This is a genomic window from Brevundimonas balnearis (assembly GCF_042434805.1).
In the GTDB taxonomy this organism is placed as follows: Bacteria; Pseudomonadota; Alphaproteobacteria; order Caulobacterales; family Caulobacteraceae; genus Brevundimonas; species Brevundimonas balnearis.
Genome location: NZ_JBHLSW010000015.1, coordinates 54,709 through 71,231, shown reverse-complemented (window position 1 = coordinate 71,231; position 16,523 = coordinate 54,709). Strand labels below are relative to the sequence as shown.

The 16,523-nt window shown below is 70.9% G+C and carries 13 protein-coding genes and 1 riboswitch; of the genes, 9 read left to right on the top strand and 4 right to left on the bottom strand.

Features of this window, described 5'->3' with window-relative positions; translation table 11 throughout:
- The first annotated feature begins 138 nt into the window (after window positions 1–138).
- Together ACFFGE_RS13230 and ACFFGE_RS13225 are read left to right on the top strand one after the other, a co-directional pair.
- Window positions 139–2,907: a TonB-dependent receptor gene (locus ACFFGE_RS13230; RefSeq protein ID WP_376836916.1), complete on the top strand. Its 2,769-nt coding sequence runs from the start codon at window positions 139–141 to the stop codon at window positions 2,905–2,907.
- Window positions 2,908–3,021: 114 nt separating this feature from the next.
- Window positions 3,022–4,560 (top strand): MFS transporter, encoded by a 1,539-nt coding sequence (locus ACFFGE_RS13225; RefSeq protein WP_376836915.1) that lies wholly within the window; start codon window positions 3,022–3,024, stop codon window positions 4,558–4,560.
- Here the strand turns inward: ACFFGE_RS13225 and ACFFGE_RS13220 are convergent.
- Window positions 4,557–4,997 (bottom strand): acyl-CoA thioesterase, encoded by a 441-nt coding sequence (locus ACFFGE_RS13220; RefSeq protein WP_376836914.1) that lies wholly within the window; start codon window positions 4,995–4,997, stop codon window positions 4,557–4,559. The genes ACFFGE_RS13225 and ACFFGE_RS13220 overlap by 4 nt on opposite strands.
- Before the next feature lie 47 nt (window positions 4,998–5,044).
- On the opposite strand from ACFFGE_RS13220, the gene ACFFGE_RS13215 reads away from it, so the two are divergent.
- The 5 genes from ACFFGE_RS13215 to ACFFGE_RS13195 all read left to right on the top strand — a co-directional run bounded on the left by ACFFGE_RS13215 (window position 5,045) and on the right by ACFFGE_RS13195 (window position 10,332).
- Window positions 5,045–6,172, top strand: a complete 1,128-nt coding sequence (locus tag ACFFGE_RS13215) for a zinc-dependent alcohol dehydrogenase family protein (RefSeq protein ID WP_376836913.1) — start codon at window positions 5,045–5,047, stop codon at window positions 6,170–6,172.
- A 20-nt stretch (window positions 6,173–6,192) separates the two neighbouring features.
- Window positions 6,193–7,161, top strand: a complete 969-nt coding sequence (locus ACFFGE_RS13210) for a TroA family protein (RefSeq protein ID WP_376836912.1) — start codon at window positions 6,193–6,195, stop codon at window positions 7,159–7,161.
- An 8-nt stretch (window positions 7,162–7,169) separates the two neighbouring features.
- Complete coding sequence (locus ACFFGE_RS13205) at window positions 7,170–8,150, top strand: FecCD family ABC transporter permease (protein ID WP_376836911.1); 981 nt, start codon at window positions 7,170–7,172, stop codon at window positions 8,148–8,150.
- Window positions 8,147–8,848 (top strand): ABC transporter ATP-binding protein, encoded by a 702-nt coding sequence (locus tag ACFFGE_RS13200; RefSeq protein ID WP_376836910.1) that lies wholly within the window; start codon window positions 8,147–8,149, stop codon window positions 8,846–8,848. Before ACFFGE_RS13205 ends, ACFFGE_RS13200 begins: the two co-directional genes overlap by 4 nt.
- A 185-nt stretch (window positions 8,849–9,033) precedes the next feature.
- Window positions 9,034–10,332 carry a sugar MFS transporter gene (locus tag ACFFGE_RS13195; protein ID WP_376836909.1) on the top strand — a complete coding sequence of 433 codons (1,299 nt, stop codon included), beginning with the start codon at window positions 9,034–9,036 and terminating at the stop codon, window positions 10,330–10,332.
- A gap of 43 nt (window positions 10,333–10,375) precedes the next feature.
- Here the strand turns inward: ACFFGE_RS13195 and cuyB are convergent, their stop codons facing one another.
- Together cuyB and cuyA are read right to left on the bottom strand one after the other, a co-directional pair.
- The gene (cuyB, locus tag ACFFGE_RS13190) at window positions 10,376–11,053 is read right to left on the bottom strand and encodes a cysteate racemase (RefSeq protein ID WP_376836908.1); all 678 of its coding nucleotides are present in this window, start codon (window positions 11,051–11,053) and stop codon (window positions 10,376–10,378) included.
- Window positions 11,050–12,051, bottom strand: a complete 1,002-nt coding sequence (cuyA, locus tag ACFFGE_RS13185; RefSeq protein ID WP_376836907.1) for a D-cysteate sulfo-lyase — start codon at window positions 12,049–12,051, stop codon at window positions 11,050–11,052. Before cuyA ends, cuyB begins: the two co-directional genes overlap by 4 nt.
- A gap of 269 nt (window positions 12,052–12,320) precedes the next feature.
- Here cuyA and ACFFGE_RS13180 point away from each other — a divergent pair, with 269 nt between their 5' ends.
- Complete coding sequence (locus ACFFGE_RS13180) at window positions 12,321–12,641, top strand: endonuclease domain-containing protein (protein ID WP_376836906.1); 321 nt, start codon at window positions 12,321–12,323, stop codon at window positions 12,639–12,641.
- 139 nt (window positions 12,642–12,780) lie between these two features.
- On the opposite strand, the gene ACFFGE_RS13175 is transcribed toward ACFFGE_RS13180, so the two are convergent.
- Window positions 12,781–14,031: a bifunctional alpha/beta hydrolase/OsmC family protein gene (locus tag ACFFGE_RS13175; RefSeq protein WP_376836905.1), complete on the bottom strand. Its 1,251-nt coding sequence runs from the start codon at window positions 14,029–14,031 to the stop codon at window positions 12,781–12,783.
- Between the two features lie 256 nt (window positions 14,032–14,287).
- Window positions 14,288–14,396, top strand: a riboswitch (TPP riboswitch).
- A gap of 47 nt (window positions 14,397–14,443) precedes the next feature.
- Here ACFFGE_RS13175 and thiC point away from each other — a divergent pair.
- Complete coding sequence (thiC, locus tag ACFFGE_RS13170; RefSeq protein ID WP_376836904.1) at window positions 14,444–16,408, top strand: phosphomethylpyrimidine synthase ThiC; 1,965 nt, start codon at window positions 14,444–14,446, stop codon at window positions 16,406–16,408.
- The last annotated feature ends 115 nt before the right edge of the window (window positions 16,409–16,523 follow it).

The following is a 16,523-nucleotide window of genomic DNA, read 5'->3' as shown; positions in this document are numbered from 1 at the left end:
GCCGTGACCGGATCACGGCGACTTTATGACGAGCTGACGATTTCGCATTGCAAGTTGCGCAGATTTTTGCGTTCTTTTGCGGTGATAGGCCTGCCGCATTCCAAAAGGCGGATGGTCACCAGGGAGGATGAGAAGGCCATGAGAACCCCGACGCGCGCCCGCCTGCTGGCCGGCGCCGCCCTTGTCGCCATCTGCGGGGCCACCCCCGCGCTGGCCCAGTCCGCGCAGGACCCGCAGGACGCCACCGAGGTCGAAGAGATCGTCATCACCGGCATCGCGGCCTCGCTGGAGAACGCGATCGCCGAGAAGCGCGAGGCGACCTCGATCGTCGAGGTGATCTCCGCCGAGGATCTCGGCAAGCTTCCCGACCAGTCGATCGCCGAATCGCTGGCCCGTCTGCCGGGCCTGGCGGCCCAGCGCATCGACGGCCGCGCCCAGGTGATCTCGATCCGCGGCCTCGGCCCGGACTTCACCACCGCCCTTCTGAACGGCCGCGAGCAGGTCACGACGGGCGACAACCGGGGCGTCGAGTTCGACCAGTTCCCGTCGGAGCTGCTGTCCGGCGTGATCGTCTACAAGACCCCGGACGCGGCGCTGGCCGCCCAGGGCCTGGCCGGCACCGCCGACCTCCAGACCGTCCGTCCGCTGGAGTACGGCCGCCGCGCCGGCGCGATCAACTACCGCTATGAGTGGAACGACCTCGGCTCGCTGAACGCGGGCGCCGAGGACACCGGCCACCGCTTCAGCGCCTCCTTCGTCGACCAGTTCGCCGACGACACCATCGGCGTCGCCCTGGGCTTCGCCTACATGGAGACGCCCTATCAGAACGAGCGCTACAACGCCTGGGGCTACCCGACCGTGGACGCCGGGCCGAGCTACATCTCGGCCAACCCGGCGCCCTACGCCGGCGCCATCGGCAACCTCGTGCTGGGCGGCGCCAAGCCCTACGCCCAGTCGGGCCTGATCGAGCGCACCGGCGTCATGGGCGTGGTGGAATGGGCCCCGACCGACCGTTTCCGCGCCACGGCGGACGTCTTCTATTCGGAGTTTCAGAACACCCAGATCCTGCGCGGGATCGAAATCCCGCTCTGGTGGGGCGACTCGGGCCGGGGTGAACAGCTCCAGCCGGGCTATACGGTGACCGACGGCGTCCTGACCCAGGCGACGTTCAACAACATCCGGGGCGTGGTCCGCAACGACCTGAACACCCGCGACGCCGAAACGACGTCGCTCGGCCTGAACCTGGAGTACGACCTGTCGGACACCTGGTCGATCTCGCTGGACCTGAACAGCTCCAAGGTGGACCGTGTCGACCAGGTGATCGAGTCCTACTCGGGCTACGGCTACAACTTCGCCGGTCCGCGCGACAACATCACCTACACGCTCGACAGCCGCGGCGTGGCCAGCTTCGACACCCAGCTCGACTACACCGATCCGACCCTGATGCGGCTGACCGACCCGCGCGGCTGGGGCGGCTCGCAGATCCAGGCCGGCTATCTGAACTCGCCGATCACCACCGACGAGCTGGAGGCCGTGCGCTTCGCCACGACGAAGGAGCTGAACACCGGCTTCATCCGGTCGATCGAGGCGGGGGTGAACTTCACCACGCGCGACAAGAGCTTCGTCGCCGACGAGTTCTTCCTGAACCCGGCGGGCGGCGCCACGGACGTGGCCATTCCGACCCAGTGTCTGCTGGACCCGACCACCATCGGGTTCCTCGGCTTCAGCATGATCAGCTACGACACCCAGTGCGTGCTGGACTCGGGCGCCTATGACCTGGCCCGCAACGTCAACTTCGACGTCGTCTCCAAGAACTGGAACGTGACCGAAGACGTCATCAACATCTTCTTCAAGGCGAACTTCGACGGCATGGTCGGCTCGATCCCGTTCTCGGGCAACGCCGGCCTTCAGGTCATCGACGTGGACCAGTCGTCGACCGGCTTCGCCGCCACCAGCCAGGCCAACGGCACCTCGACGCCGGCGTCCGGCGGCGCGGAGTACCGTGACTTCCTGCCCAGCCTGAACCTGATCTTCGAACTGACGCCGTCCGACGTGCTGCGCTTCGGCGCCGCCAAGGTGCAGGCCCGTCCGCGGATGGATCAGATGCGCGCGAGCCGCACCTACGGCTTCGACACCAACAACTACAACTCCACCGACATCAACGCCCCCTTCTTCAGCGGCGGCGGCGGCAACCCGGAATTGCGTCCGTGGGAAGCCAATGTGTACGACGTCTCGTACGAACACTACTTCACGCGCAGGTCGTACGTGTCGATCGCGGGCTTCCACAAGGAGCTGCTGACCTACATCTACAACCTGAACGTCATCCAGGACTTCACCGGCTTCCCGTACACCGTGCCCGCCGGTCAGCCGGCTCAACCGGCGTCCTTCTTCGGCACCTACAACTCGCCGCAGAACGGCACGGGCGGCACGATCGAGGGCATCGAGCTCGCGGCGTCGGTCCAGCTCGGCGACTTCTGGGAGCCGCTGGAAGGCTTCGGCGTAGTGGCCAGCTATTCGGACACCTCCTCGGACATCCAGCCGGAGCCCGGCAATCCGTCGCGGCCGATCGAGGGGCTGTCCGAAGAAGTCTCGAACGTGACCCTCTACTACGAGCGCTACGGCTTCCAGGCCCGTGTCTCGAACCGCTACCGGTCGGAGTTCCTGGGCGAGGTCGCCGGCTTCGGCAACGGCCGCGCCTTCCGCACCGTGGGCGACGAGAACATCGTCGACGCCCAGATCGGCTACGAGTTCCAGTCGGGTCCGCTCGAGGGCCTGTCCATCATCCTGCAGGGCAACAACCTCACCGACGAAGAGTTCGTGACCCTGAACAACAACATCGAGACCCAGCCGATCGACTACCAGGTCTATGGTTCGACCTATCTGATCGGCCTGAACTACCGCTTCTGAGTTCTCTCCTGAGAAAACCTCCCGCCCCGGCTCTTGCAGCCGGGGCTTTTTTCTTTTCAGTATACAGTCGAAGGCCGGCGACAGTCCGGCCGCGAAGCCCAAGGGAGTGAGACCATGTCCAGCGCCACCCCGGCCGCCCCGCTGTTGACGACCCGCCCGCGCCTGTCGCCCTTCGCCATCTGGAACATGTGCGTCGGCTTCTTCGGCATCCAGATCGGCTTCGGCCTGCAGAACGCCAACACTAGCCGCATCTTCCAGACGCTGGGCGCCGAGGTGGAGTCCTTGGCCATCCTGTGGATCGCCGCGCCGCTGACGGGCCTGCTGGTCCAGCCGATCATCGGCCACATGTCGGACAAGACCTGGAGCAACCGCCTGGGCCGGCGCCGTCCCTACTTCCTGGTCGGCGCGATCCTGACGACGCTTGCGCTGATCGCCATGCCGAACTCGCCCAGCCTGTGGTTCGCCGCGGCGATGCTCTGGATCATGGACGCCTCCATCAACATCACCATGGAGCCGTTCCGCGCCTTCGTCGGCGACAACCTGCCGGAGGAACAGCGCACCACCGGCTTCGCCATGCAGAGCTTCTTCATCGGCGCCGGAGCCGTTTTCGCCTCCTGCCTGCCGTGGCTCTTGTCCAACGTCTTCGACGTCGCCTCCACCGCCCCCGACGGCGTCGTGCCCGACAGCGTTCGCATCGCCTTCTACGTCGGCGCGGCGGGCCTGTTCGCCGCCGTCCTCTGGACCGTGCTGTCGACCCGCGAATACAGCCCCGAGCAGCTCGACGCCTTCGAGGCGCATCGGGCCAGGCTGGCCGGCGAGCCGGCGCCGGTCCCGCACGCCGCCGCGCCCGCCCGCACGCCCCGCGGCTATGTCCTGGGCGGCCTGATCTGGCTGCTGGTCGGAGGCGCCGCCTTCTACGGCGTCTGGGCCTTCGGCATCGAGAAGGAGCTCTACATCCTGTCGGGCTTCGTGGCCGCCTTCGGCGTGCTGCAGATCCTGGTCGGCGGCTTTCACGCGGCCAAGAACGTCAACGGCGTGACCGAGGTCGTGGACGACATCTTCCGCATGCCCCGCACCATGCGCGACCTGGCGGTGGTCCAGTTCTTCAGCTGGTTCGCCCTGTTCTCGATGTGGATCTACACGACCGCCGCCGTCACCTCGGTCCACTACGGGACCACCGACACCACCTCGCCCGCCTACAACGCCGGCGCGGACTGGGTGGGCGTGCTGTTCGGCGTCTACAACGGCGTGGCCGCGCTGGCCGCTTTCGCGATCCCGGTCCTGGCCCGCCGCACGGGCCGCAAGGGCGCCCACGCGATCAACCTGATCCTCGGCGCGCTCGGCTTCCTGGGCATCTTCCTGATCCGGGATCCGCAGCTGCTGTGGCTGCCGATGATCGGGGTGGGCTTCGCCTGGGCCTCGATCCTGTCGATGCCTTACGCCATCCTGTCCGGAGCCCTGCCGGCGCGGAAGATGGGCGTCTACATGGGGGTCTTCAACATCTTCATCGTGGTGCCCCAACTCGTCGCCGCCACCATCCTGGGGCTGGTGCTGAAGTCCTTCTTCGACGGCCAGGCGATCTTCGCGCTCGTCATCGGCGCGGGCGCCTTCGGCGTCGCCGCCCTGATGGCGCTCCGCGTCCGGGAAACCTAGGCCAAGTCCGCCAACGCCGCCTTCAGCGCGTCCGGCAGGGGCCTCGGACGCCGAGTCTCCCGATCCACATAGACGTGGACGAAGAAGCCCTCGGCGGCCGCCTCGGCCTCGTCCTCGCGGAACAGGCCGATCTCGTAACGCACGCTGGTCGTCCCCAGCCGCGCCACCCGGATCCCCGCCGTGACCCGATCCGGGAAGCTGACGGCGGCGTGGTAGCGGCAGCCGGTCTCCACCACCAGGCCGATCACCCCGCCCGCGTGGATGTCCAGCGCGCCGCGCGCGATCAGCAGCCGGTTCACCGCCGTATCGAAGAAGGCGTAGTAGACGACGTTGTTGACGTGGCCATAGACGTCGTTGTCCGCCCAGCGCGTGTCGATCGTCTGGAACGCGCGATAGGCCTCGCGCCGGCCCCGGGTCTTTCTGTCGATGTCGCTCATGCGGGCCATCTTGGCGGACGTCGCGTCAGCCGAATAGGCTCCCGGGCATGAAGACCACCGCCGCCGTCCTCAGCGCCATGGGCGCGCCCCGCCCCTATGCCGGCAGCCGCCCGCTTCGCCTGGCGACGGTCGCGCTCCAGCCGCCCGGTCCCGGCGAGGTGCTGATCGCCGTCCGCGCCGCGGGCCTGTGCCACTCCGACCTCTCGGTCATCAACGGCGACCGGCCCCGTCCCATGCCGATGGCGCTGGGCCACGAGGCGGCGGGCGTGGTCCAGGCGCTGGGCGCCGGCGTCGACGACCTGAGCGTCGGCGACCACGTCGTCACCGTCTTCATGCCGTCGTGCGGCGCCTGCGCCCCCTGCGCCGAGGGACGCCCGGCCCTGTGTGAGCCCGGCGCCAAGGCCAACGGCGCGGGCGAACTCCTCGCCGGCGGCCGCCGCATCGCCGACGGCGACCAGTCTCTGAACCACCACCTGGGCTGTTCCGTCTTCGCCGAGCACGCGGTGGTGTCGCGCCGCTCGCTGGTTCCGATCGACCCGGACCTGCCGTTCGAGCACGCGGCCCTGTTCGGCTGCGCGGTGCTCACGGGCGTCGGCGCGGTGGTCAACACGGCCCAGGTCCGCCCGGGCCAGTCGGTGGTCGTGGTGGGGCTGGGCGGCGTCGGCCTCGCCTCGGTGCTGGGGGCGCTGGCCGCCGGGGCCAGCCCGGTCGTGGCCGTGGACCTCGGCGAGGACAAGCTGGCGCTGGCCCGCACCCTCGGACCCGTCCTGACCGTCAACGCCGCCGACGCCGATGCGATCGACCAGGTCCGCGCCCTGACGGGCGGCGGGGCGGAGGTCGCGGTCGAGATGGCCGGCTCGGCCCGTGCGCTGGACGCCGCCTGGCGCATGACCCGGCGCGGCGGCCTGACCGTCACCGCCGGCCTGCCGCCGCCCGACGCCGCGCTGGCGGTCAATATCGTCTCGCTGGTGGCCGAGGAGCGCACCCTGAAGGGCTCCTACATCGGGACCTGCGTGCCCAGCCGCGACATCCCCCGCTACGTGCGCCTGTTCAAGGACGGCCGCCTGCCGGTCGACCGGCTGATCTCGGACATGATCGGCCTTCAGGATCTCAACGCCGCCTTCGACCGCCTCGCCGACGGCCACGCCGTGCGCCAGGTGGTCCGGATCGGCTGAAAAGGCTAGGCTTCACCGCCATGCTCGACCGTCGCGCGCTCCTGATCGCCGCCGCCTCGCTGACGGCCCCGCTCGCCGCCTGCGGGCGACAGCCGACGGTCGTGGAGGGCGGGGTTCTCGCCGCGGGCCAGCCGGCGGCGCTCCTGGTCTTCGCCCTGGCCCCCGAGCGCCTGATCGGCTGGCCGCGCCGCCCGGCTCCCGACGCGCTGGCCCTCCTGCCGCCGTCCGCCGACCGGCCCGAGACCGGTGCCCTGGCGTCCGGCGGTCCGCCCATCGGCGTGGAGGCCGCCGCCGCGACCCGCCCGGCCATCGTCATCGACTATGGCGATCTGGACGCGGACTATCAGGCGCTCGCCGCCCGCGTCCGGCGCGAGCTGGACGTGCCCTACACCCTGATCGACGGCGCCCTGTCCGCCACCCCCGACGCCTTCCGCCAGGCGGGCCGGGCGCTGGGCCTCGACGCGATCGCCGCCCGCTATGCCGAGGACGCCGAGGCCCTGCTGGCCGCGCTGCGCCCCGGCTCGGGGCCGTCCTACTATCTGGCGCGCGGCGACGACGGGCTGGAGACGGCCTTCCCCGACGCCCTGGCGGCCCAGGTGCTCCAGGCCGGCGGCTGGGCCAACGTCGCCACGGGGGGCGAGAACCTCGGCCGCGTGTCGCGCGAGCAGATCGCCGCCTGGGACCCTGAGGTCATCGTCACCCAGGTCCCCCGCTTCGCCGAGGCCGTCGCGAACGATCCCTTCTGGCGCCGGCGCCGGTCGGGCGCGCCGCGACGGCTGGTGCTGCTCCCCGACCGGCCGTTCGGCTGGATCGACAAGCCGCCCTCGGTCAACCGCCTGCTGGGTGTGGCCTGGCTCGCCTCGCGCGATCCGCTGGGTCCGCCAGATCCGGCGCTGGCCCAGACCGTCGCGGCGCTGCACGAGCGGCTCTACCACCGCCGTCCGACGCCGGAGGAGACGCTGTCGCTCCTGCCGCGCGTCTTCGCCTGAACCAGCCGGTGGGAGCTCTCGCCCGCCCGCTGGCCGTGGCCGCCCTGGTCGTCCTCGCGCTCCTGTCCCTGTCGATCGGCCCGCTTCAGGTCTCGCCCGACCGCCTCCTCGCGGCGGCGCTCGGCGGCGGCGACGAGACCGCGCGGCTGGCCCTGTCGCTGCGTCTGCCGGGCCTGCTGACGGCGCTCGTGACGGGCGCGGGACTGGCCACCGCCGGCGCCGCACTCCAGCTCCTGTTCAGGAACCCCCTGGCGGCGCCGGACCTGCTCGGCGTCTCCTCCGGCGCGGCGGCGGGCGCGGCGCTCGCCATCCTCGCCGGGCTGGGCGCGGCCCTCACCCAGGGCGCCGCCTTCGCCGGAGGACTCGTGGCGGGAGGCCTGGCGCTCGCCGCCGCCGGCGCGGTTCGCTCGGCCGAGCCCAGGCTGACGCTGGTGCTCTGCGGGGTCGTCGTGGGCGCGCTCGCCTCGGCGCTGGTCGCCCTGATCCTGCTGGTGGCGGACCCCTATGGCCAGCTGCCGACCCTCACCTACTGGCTGCTCGGCTCGTTCGGCCGCGCCACCCTGTCCGAGGCGACCGTGGCCCTGATGTTCGCGGGATTGGGCGCCCTGATCCTCAACCTCCTCGGCTTCCGGTTGGACGCCCTGTCGCTGGGGGACGCCCAGGCGCGGTCGCTGGGCCTCAGCGCCGGTCCCTTGCGCCTGATCGCGCTGGGCGCCGCGACCCTGACGGCGTCGGCGGTGGTGTCCATCGCCGGACTGGTCGGCTGGATCGGCCTGATCGCGCCCCACGCCGCGCGCCTGATCGTCGGCGACAGCGCGCCGCGCCTGCTGCCCATGAGCGCGCTGGTGGGCGCGTGTCTCGCCGTGCTGGTCGGCCAGCTGGCGCGCGCCTTCGGCCCGGCGGAGATCCCCGTGGGCCTGCTCACCGCCGCCGTCGGCGCCCCCGCCTTCCTCGCCCTGTTCATCGCCACACAGCGGGGCCGCGCATGAGCGCGATCGTCGCCGAACGCCTGGTCGCCGGCCGTGGCGGCTTCAGGCTCCCGTCCCTCGACCTGACCCTCATGCCCGGCGCCCGCCTCGCCCTGATCGGCCCCAACGGCGCGGGCAAGTCGACCCTGCTGAACACCTTCGCGGGCCTGCTGAAGCCCGTCTCCGGCCGCCTCTCGGTCGCCGCCCCCGTGGCGCTGCTGCCCCCGCCCGGAGAGGTCGAGGCCCCCTTCACCGCGCGCCGCATGACCGCGCTCGGGCGCGCCGCCCGCCGCGGCTTCGCATCCGACCTGGACCGCGCCGACCTCGCCGCCGCCGACGCGGCGCTCGACCGCCTCGGCGTCGCCCACCTCGCCGAGCGACCGTTCGATCGCCTGTCCTCGGGCCAGCGCCAGCTGGTGCTGATCGCCCGCACCCTCGTTCAGGACGGCGCGTTGGTGCTGGCCGACGAGCCGACCGCCACGCTGGATCCCGCCCACGCCGCCCGCGTCGCCGGGGCGCTGGACGATCTGGCGGCGGAGGGCCGCGCCGTGGTCGTGGCCACCCACGACCTCTCGCTCGCCGCGCGGCAGGATCGGGTTCTGGCGCTCACCCCGGCCCCGGTCGAGGGCGCCCCGTCCGGGATCCTGACGCCCGCGACGCTCCAGGCGCTCTACGGCGCGCCGCTTTCGCCCTGCCCGACCTGCGGCCGGCCTCACTGAAACCGAAATTCATTGCGCGCCCCGGCCGCTTCAGGCCAACGTCCGCCCAACGATCCGCACCGACCGGACACCGATCCGCAACGGGCGAGACACGCGGCCCCTCAGGACGGCTCAACGCAGCCGAAGGCCGTCGCCGGACCATAACCGCACATGTTCCGGCCCCCGGCCGGAGCCAGGGAGACCTGATGACCCAAGCCGCCCCCACCCCGCCCCCGCCCCCGCCCGTCAAGGGATCCGGGCTCGCCTTCGCCTATGTGACGACCCTGTTCTTCGCCTGGGGCTTCGCCACCTCCCTGATCGACCCCCTGATCGCGGCGGTGAGGCGGGTGTTCGACCTCAGCTTCGCGGAAGCCACCCTGACCGCGTCCGCCTGGTTCATCGCCTATGCGGTGGTGTCGGTGCCCGCCGCGGCCCTGCTCGGTCGGCTGGGCTACAGCCGATCGATCATCGCGGCGCTGGTCGTCATGGTGTTCGGCTGCCTGATCGTGCCGGTGGCCACCATCGTCGACTGGTACCCCGGCGTGCTGATCGCCCTGTTCGTCATCGCGTCCGGCGTGACCCTGCTGCAGGTGGCGGCCAACCCCCTGGTCGCGGCGCTGGGCGAGCCGAAGCGTGCGCACGCGCGGCTGAACTTCTCCCAGTTCTTCAACTCGCTCGGCACCACCGTCGGCCCCTACCTGGGCTCCAGCATCCTGCTGACCGGCGGGGTCTTCGCGGCGGGGGCCGTGGTCACGGCGGCGACCCGCGAGGAGTCGCTCCGCAGCATCGACTTCGCCTTCCTCGGGCTCGGCGCCGTGTTCGCGCTCGTCGCCGTCTTCATCTTCACCGCCCGCAAGAAGATCAACGCCGCGGCCGCCTCGGCCGGGGACGCGGGCGTGTCCTCGCCGCTCAAGGCCTTCACCTCGCCCTGGGCCCTGTTCGGGGCGCTCGCCATCTTCACCTACGTCGGTTCCGAGGTGACCATCGGCGGCCTGCTGACCAACTTCCTGGCCAGCGACAGCATCCTGGGCCTGCCCGAGGCCGACGCCGGCCGCATGGTCAGCCTGTACTGGGGCGGCGCCATGGTCGGCCGTTTCATCGGCGCGCTGCTGCTCACCCGCGTGCGGGCCGGCGTGCTGCTGACCGTCAACACCGCCATCGCCGCCCTCCTCTGCCTGGTCGTGACCCAGACCTCGGGCGAGACCGCCGCCTACGCCGCCATCGCGGTCGGCTTCTTCAACTCGATCATGTTCCCGACCATCTTCACCATCACGCTGGAGCGGTCCGGCGCCCCGGCCCCGGCCACCTCGGGCCTGCTCTGCACCGCCATCGTCGGCGGCGCGGTCCTGCCCTGGATCGGCGGCATGGTGGCGGACGCCTCGGCGACGCTGAACCCGGTCTTCTACGTGCCGCTGGTCGGCTATCTGGTGCTCACCGTCTTCGCCCTGGGCGCCGCCCGCACCAAGGCGCGCTACGAGGCCGGCGCGGCCGCCGGCGGGCACTGACGCCAATCTCCTCCCCCGCCTGCGGGGGAGGGGGAGGAAGTCATCACGACCCGCACATCTCCACGCAGGCCCGGGCCAGCACCTCGGCGCTGTCGATCAGCGGCGCGTCGAGGTCGCCCTCGTCCAGCAGCAGCGGAACCTCCGTGCATCCCGCCACCACGGCGCCCGCCCCGGCCGCCAGCAGCCGCTGACCGAGCGTCCTCATCTCCGCCCGCCGGTCGGGGCCGACGTCGCCCGCCTTGACCGCATAGATCAGCGCCATGAACCGCGCCTGGTCGTCGTCCTCCAGCAGCACCGGCCGCATCCCCGCCGCCTGAAGCGCCGGCGCATAGAGCGCGCGCCCACCGCCGGTCGCCAGCACCCCGACCGCCCCGACCCCCGTCGCCTGGGCCCCCGTCGCCTGGGCCGCCGTCACCGTCGCCGCGATCATGTCGATGAAGGGAACCCCCGCCGCCCGGATCCCCGCCGCCTGGGCGTGGGCGGTGTTGCACGGCATGGCCAGCACCTGGGCCCCCGCCTGGACCAGCCGCCGCGCCATGGCGCCCAGCTCGGCCTCGGCGTCGCCCGGGCGGATGTTCCGGTCCGGGACCTGGGGGTTCATGTCCATGACGACCCGGATGTGGTCGGCGTCGCCCTTCGCCGGGGTCAGGGCCTGCACCCGCGCCAGGAAGGCCACCGTCGCCGCCGGCCCCATCCCTCCAAGGACCCCCAGCGTCTTCACGCCAGCACGCCCGTCAGCTGCGACTGATAGCCCGCGATCCCCTGCGCCCCGCCGGTGTGCAGGAACACCAGCCGTTCGCCCTCGAACCGTCCGGCCTTGGCCAGGGCGACCAGCCCCTTCATCGCCTTGGCCGAATAGACCGGGTCCAGCAGGACGCCTTCGGTGCGCGCCGCCAGCGTCAGGGCGTCGATCACCCCCTGGTCGATGAAGCCGTAACCCTCGCCGACGTAGTCGCAGTCCGCGACCACCATGTCCGCCGTCACCGCGTCGGGCCGCCCCAGCAGGGCGGCGGTCTCGCGCGCCAGCTTCAGGACGTTCTCCTCCTGCTTCGGCCTGGGCGCCCGCACGCCGATCCCCAGCACCGGAATGTCCGCCCCCATGACCGCCAGCCCGGCCACCAGCCCCGCGTGGGTCCCGGCGCTGCCTGTCGCGGTGACGATCCGGTCGATCTTCAGGTCCAGCTCGTCGGCCTGGACCGCGATTTCGCGGGCGCAGTCGACATAGCCCAGCGCTCCGATCGGGTTGGAGCCCCCGCCAGGGATCACATAGGGCCGCCCGCCCCGCGCCCGCACCTGTTCCGCCGTGATCTCCAGCTCCGCGTTCATGTCCGAGCCGCCCGGCACGGTGCGGATCGACGCGCCGAACAGCCGGTCCAGCAGCACATTGCCGTTCTCGCGATAGTCGTCCGAGGTGAAGCCCGTGCGGTCCTCCAGGATGATCTGGCAGTCGAGACCGTGGGCGGCCGCGGCCGCGGCGGTCTGGCGCACATGGTTCGACTGGGTCGCCCCTTGCGTCACCAGGGTGTCGGCCTCGGCCTGAAGCGCGGCGCCCAGCAGGAACTCGAGCTTGCGCGTCTTGTTGCCCCCGCCCGCCAGGCCGGTGGCGTCGTCCCGCTTGATCCAGACCTCCACGTCCAGCGCCTCGGACAGACGCGGCGCCAGCTCCAGCGGGGTCGGCAGATGCGCCAGTCGGACGCGCGGAAAACGGGCGAGATGCATGGGTCGGGTCTCCGGTTCAACCGCCGCTTATCCCTTCTCCGCGCCGGCGCCCACTCCTCCCCCGCCTGCGGGGGAGGGGGACCGTCCGGAGCCCGAAGGGCGCAGGAGGGTGGTGGGGGCGACTCCAGACACCGGCGCTTGAACTCGCCCCCTCCACCATGCTGCGCATGGTCCCCCTCCCCCGTTGCACGGGGGAGGAGTTCGAGCGACTTTGCCTTATGCGGTCGAAGGTCCTGACCCAGAAGCGCGCCCGGGAGTTGCGGCGACGCATGACGCCGCCCGAGGCGATGCTCTGGAACCGCCTCCGGAAGCGGCTGCCGGGCCAGCCGATATTCCGGCGACAGCATCCGATAGATCCCTACGTCGCCGACTTTTGCTGCGTGGAAGCCCGGCTGGTGATCGAGGTCGACGGGCAAAGTCATCTGACCGCAGAGGCTGAAAATCGCGACCGCGCCAGGGACCGAGCCATCATGACCCTCGGTTTCGCCATCCTGCGCATCCCCGCCCTTGAGGTGCTCCGCGACCCCGACGGCGTGGCCGACCGCATCGTCAGATCAGCTCTCGCCAGAACACGAGGCGTCGGCCTTTAGACTCCTCCCCCGCCCGCGGGGGAGGGGGACCGCGAAGCGGTGGAGGGGGCGACCCCATCCACCAGCGCTTGAACTCGCCCCCTCCACCATGCTGCGCGGGGTCCCCCTCCCCCCTTGCACGGGGGCGGAGCGATTCACCTCACTCCGCGCACGCCCCTTCCATCTGGTCGAAGTGCGCGGTCTCGCCCTCGGCTTCCATGTGCGGCTCCAGCGTGGTGAGGATCGCCGAGCCGCCCTCCAGCGTCCGGTGCACCGGGCACTTGTCGGCGATCTCCAGCAGGCGCGCCCGCTCCGCCTCGGTCAGCTCGCCCTCGATGGTCAGGGCCCGCTCGAACAGGTCCGGCGGCGTTTCGCCCTTGCGCTTGGAGTGGCGCACCTCCACCGAGGTGCGGGTCAGCTTCAGCCCCTTGTGCTCGGCGTAGAGCCTCAGCGTCATGGCGGTGCAGGCGCCCAGCCCCGCCGCCACCAGCTCATAGGGGTTCGGCCCCGAGCCCATGCCGCCCACGCTCTCGGGCTCGTCGGCCATCAGCACCGCGCCGCCCGCCTCGACCTTGACCTGGAACTTGCCCGCCCCGGTTTCGGACACGCGCACCGATCCGTCCGTCGGCGCGTCCGGGGCCTCGACGCTCACATCCTCCAGATAGCGCGACGCCCAGCCGGCCACGACCTTGGCGGCGTAGGCCGCGTCCTCGGCCCGGGTCAGCAGGTGATCGGCCCGGTCCAGCGAGACGAAGCTCTTGGGGTGGCGCGCGGCGACGAAGATCTTGGCCGCCTCGTCGATGCTGACGACCTCGTCCAGCGGCGAGTGCAGCACCAGCAGCGCCCGGTTCAAGGTCTCCAGCCGCCGGCCCTGATCCTGCGCCCTCAGATCGGCGGCGAAGCGGCCGGTGACCCGGATCGTGCGGCCCGCCACCTTGGCCTCGTGCACCTCGTCGTGCTCGACCTTGGCGGCGCCGTCGCCGAGCAGTTTCAGCACATGATCCGCGTCGAACGGGGCGGCGATCACCGCCACGGCCTTCAGACCCTCGATCCGCCCCGCCGCGGCGATGGCGGCCGCACCGCCCAGGCTGTGTCCGACCAGCAGCTGCGCCGGGCATCCTTGCGCCCGCATGTGATCCGCCGCCGCGATCAGGTCGTCCACGTCGGAGGTGATGCCCTCCGGCATGTGGTCCGCGCCCATGTCGCCCAGTCCGGCGAAGTCGAGCCTCAGCGTGCCGACGCCCTCCGCCGCCAGGGCGCGGGCGATCCGCGTGGCCGCCAGATTGTCCTTGCCGCAGGTGAAGCAGTGGGCGAACAGCGCATAGGCCCTCGCCTGCCCCGCCGGCTTGTCCAGCCGCGCCCGCACATGGCGCCCGCCGGGGGTGGTGAAGTCGAAGGGTTCGCTCTGCATCCCGGGCTCCGTCGCCGATCCAGCGGTTAAGGTAGGGAGTCTGTCCGGCCGCCGCGAGCCGTTCATCTTTTCGTTCGTCGGCCCGGAACCCGGGTCGCCCACGGGTGTTTCCTGATCGCGCGGCCGATGCCATCCCCCCGTCCGGCGGCGCGCGAAGCGGCCCGGCGCATACGCCCCCCCGACAGACCGCCGGGCCGCTTCCCCTCTCTATCGCCGCCCGCCGCGCTTGACCCCGCCCCCCATCGGCGTAGGGTCCGCCCGTTCTCCCGGGGGTCGCGCTCGAGCGGCTGAGATTGAGGTGATCCTCTGACCGGTCGAACCTGATCCGGGTCATGCCGGCGAAGGGATGAGACGCTGGTCCACGTCACCGGAGCCTCGCCCGACGTCGGCGCCCTCAACGCGAGAGGCCGCCATGAACGTCCACGTCACGCCCGAACAGCCGCATGAGCCGGAGAGCACCCTGCCGCTCGCCGAGGCTCGCAAGGCCGTGGAGAAACAGACCGGCCGCATCCCCACCGGCCCCCGCGCCGGCGGCGTCAAGGTCTATGCCTCCGGAGAGCTCTATCCCGACCTCCGCGTGCCCTTCCGCGAGGTCGCCGTCCACCCCAGCGCCAATGAGCCGCCGGTGACGATGTACGACTCCTCCGGCCCCTACACCGACCCGGCCGTCGCCATCGACATCACCAGAGGCCTGCCCAAGGTCATGTCCTCCTGGCGGCTCGACCGCGGCGACATCGCCCCCGTCGCCCATCCTCGTGAAGTGAAGCCCGAAGACAACGGCCACGCGTCCGGCAAGCACCTGGCCCCCCGCTTCGACGTCTCGAACCACCGGGTCTTCAAGGGCGTCCCCGGCCGTCCCGTGACCCAGCTGGAGTACGCCCGCGCCGGGATCATCACCCCCGAGATGGAATACGTCGCCATCCGCGAGAACCTGCGCCGTGCCGAAGCGCGCGATCTTTGGGGACGTAGCGAAGGGGCTCAAGCAGCGAGCGACCGCGTCGCGAGCGTTAGTCCCGAGCGGGATGGCGAACCCTATGGCGCCGTTATCCCCGACTATGTGACCCCGGCCTTCGTGAGAGACGAGATCGCGCGCGGCCGCGCCATCATCCCGATGAATATCAACCACCCCGAGGTCGAGCCGATGATCATCGGCCGCAACTTCCTGGTGAAGATCAACGCCAACATCGGCAACTCCGCCGTCCTGTCGACGGTGGACGACGAGGTCGACAAGCTGGTCTGGGCCACCCGCTGGGGCGCCGACACGGTCATGGACCTGTCGACGGGCCGCAACATCCACAACATCCGCGACTGGATCATCCGCAACTCGTCGGTCCCCATCGGCACCGTCCCGATCTATCAGGCGCTGGAAAAGGTCGGCGGCGTGGCCGAAGACCTGACGTTCGATGTCTTCGCCGACACCCTGATCGAACAGGCCGAGCAGGGCGTGGACTATTTCACCATCCACGCCGGCGTGCGCCTGCCCTTCGTGCCGCTGACGGCGAACCGCGTCACCGGCATCGTGTCGCGCGGCGGCTCCATCATGGCCAAGTGGTGCCTGGCCCACCACAAGGAGAACTTCCTCTACGAGCGCTTCGACGAGATCTGCGAGATCATGCGCGCCTACGACGTCTCGTTCAGCCTCGGCGACGGCCTGCGCCCCGGCTCCATCGCCGACGCCAACGACGCGGCCCAGTTCGCGGAGCTGCGCACGTTAGGGGAGCTCACCAAAATCGCCTGGGACCACGGCTGCCAGGTCATGATCGAGGGCCCCGGCCATGTGCCGATGCACAAGATCAAGGAGAACATGGACGAGCAGCTGAAGCACTGCCACGAGGCGCCCTTCTATACGCTCGGACCGCTGACCACCGACATCGCGCCGGGCTATGACCACATCACCAGCGCCATCGGCGCGGCCATGATCGGCTGGTTCGGCACGGCCATGCTCTGCTACGTCACGCCCAAGGAGCACCTGGGCCTGCCGGACCGTCAGGACGTCAAGGACGGCGTCATCACCTACAAGATCGCCGCCCACGCCGCCGACCTGGCCAAGGGCCACCCGGCCGCCCGCGCCCACGACGACGCCCTGTCGCGCGCCCGGTTCGAGTTCCGCTGGGAGGACCAGTTCAACCTCGGCCTCGACCCCGAGACGGCGCGGCAATACCACGACGAGACCCTGCCCAAGGAGGCCCACAAGACCGCCCACTTCTGCAGCATGTGCGGGCCGAAGTTCTGCTCGATGAAGATCAGCCAGGACATCCGCCGGGATGCGCAGGCGCAGAACGACGCGGGCGGCTCGCTGGCGGAGGCCGAGGCCGGGATGGCGGAGATGTCGGCGAAGTTCCGCGCGGGGGGCGGGGTGGTGGAGGTGAAGGTGTGAGGAGGAGCTGCGGAACAAATAAAGAACATGTAGATTTCTGTGGAGATCGGGGTCAGCGCGGTGCCGGGGTTTCGAGACTTTCGAGACGATAGAGACGCGGTTTCCGACCGTCTCA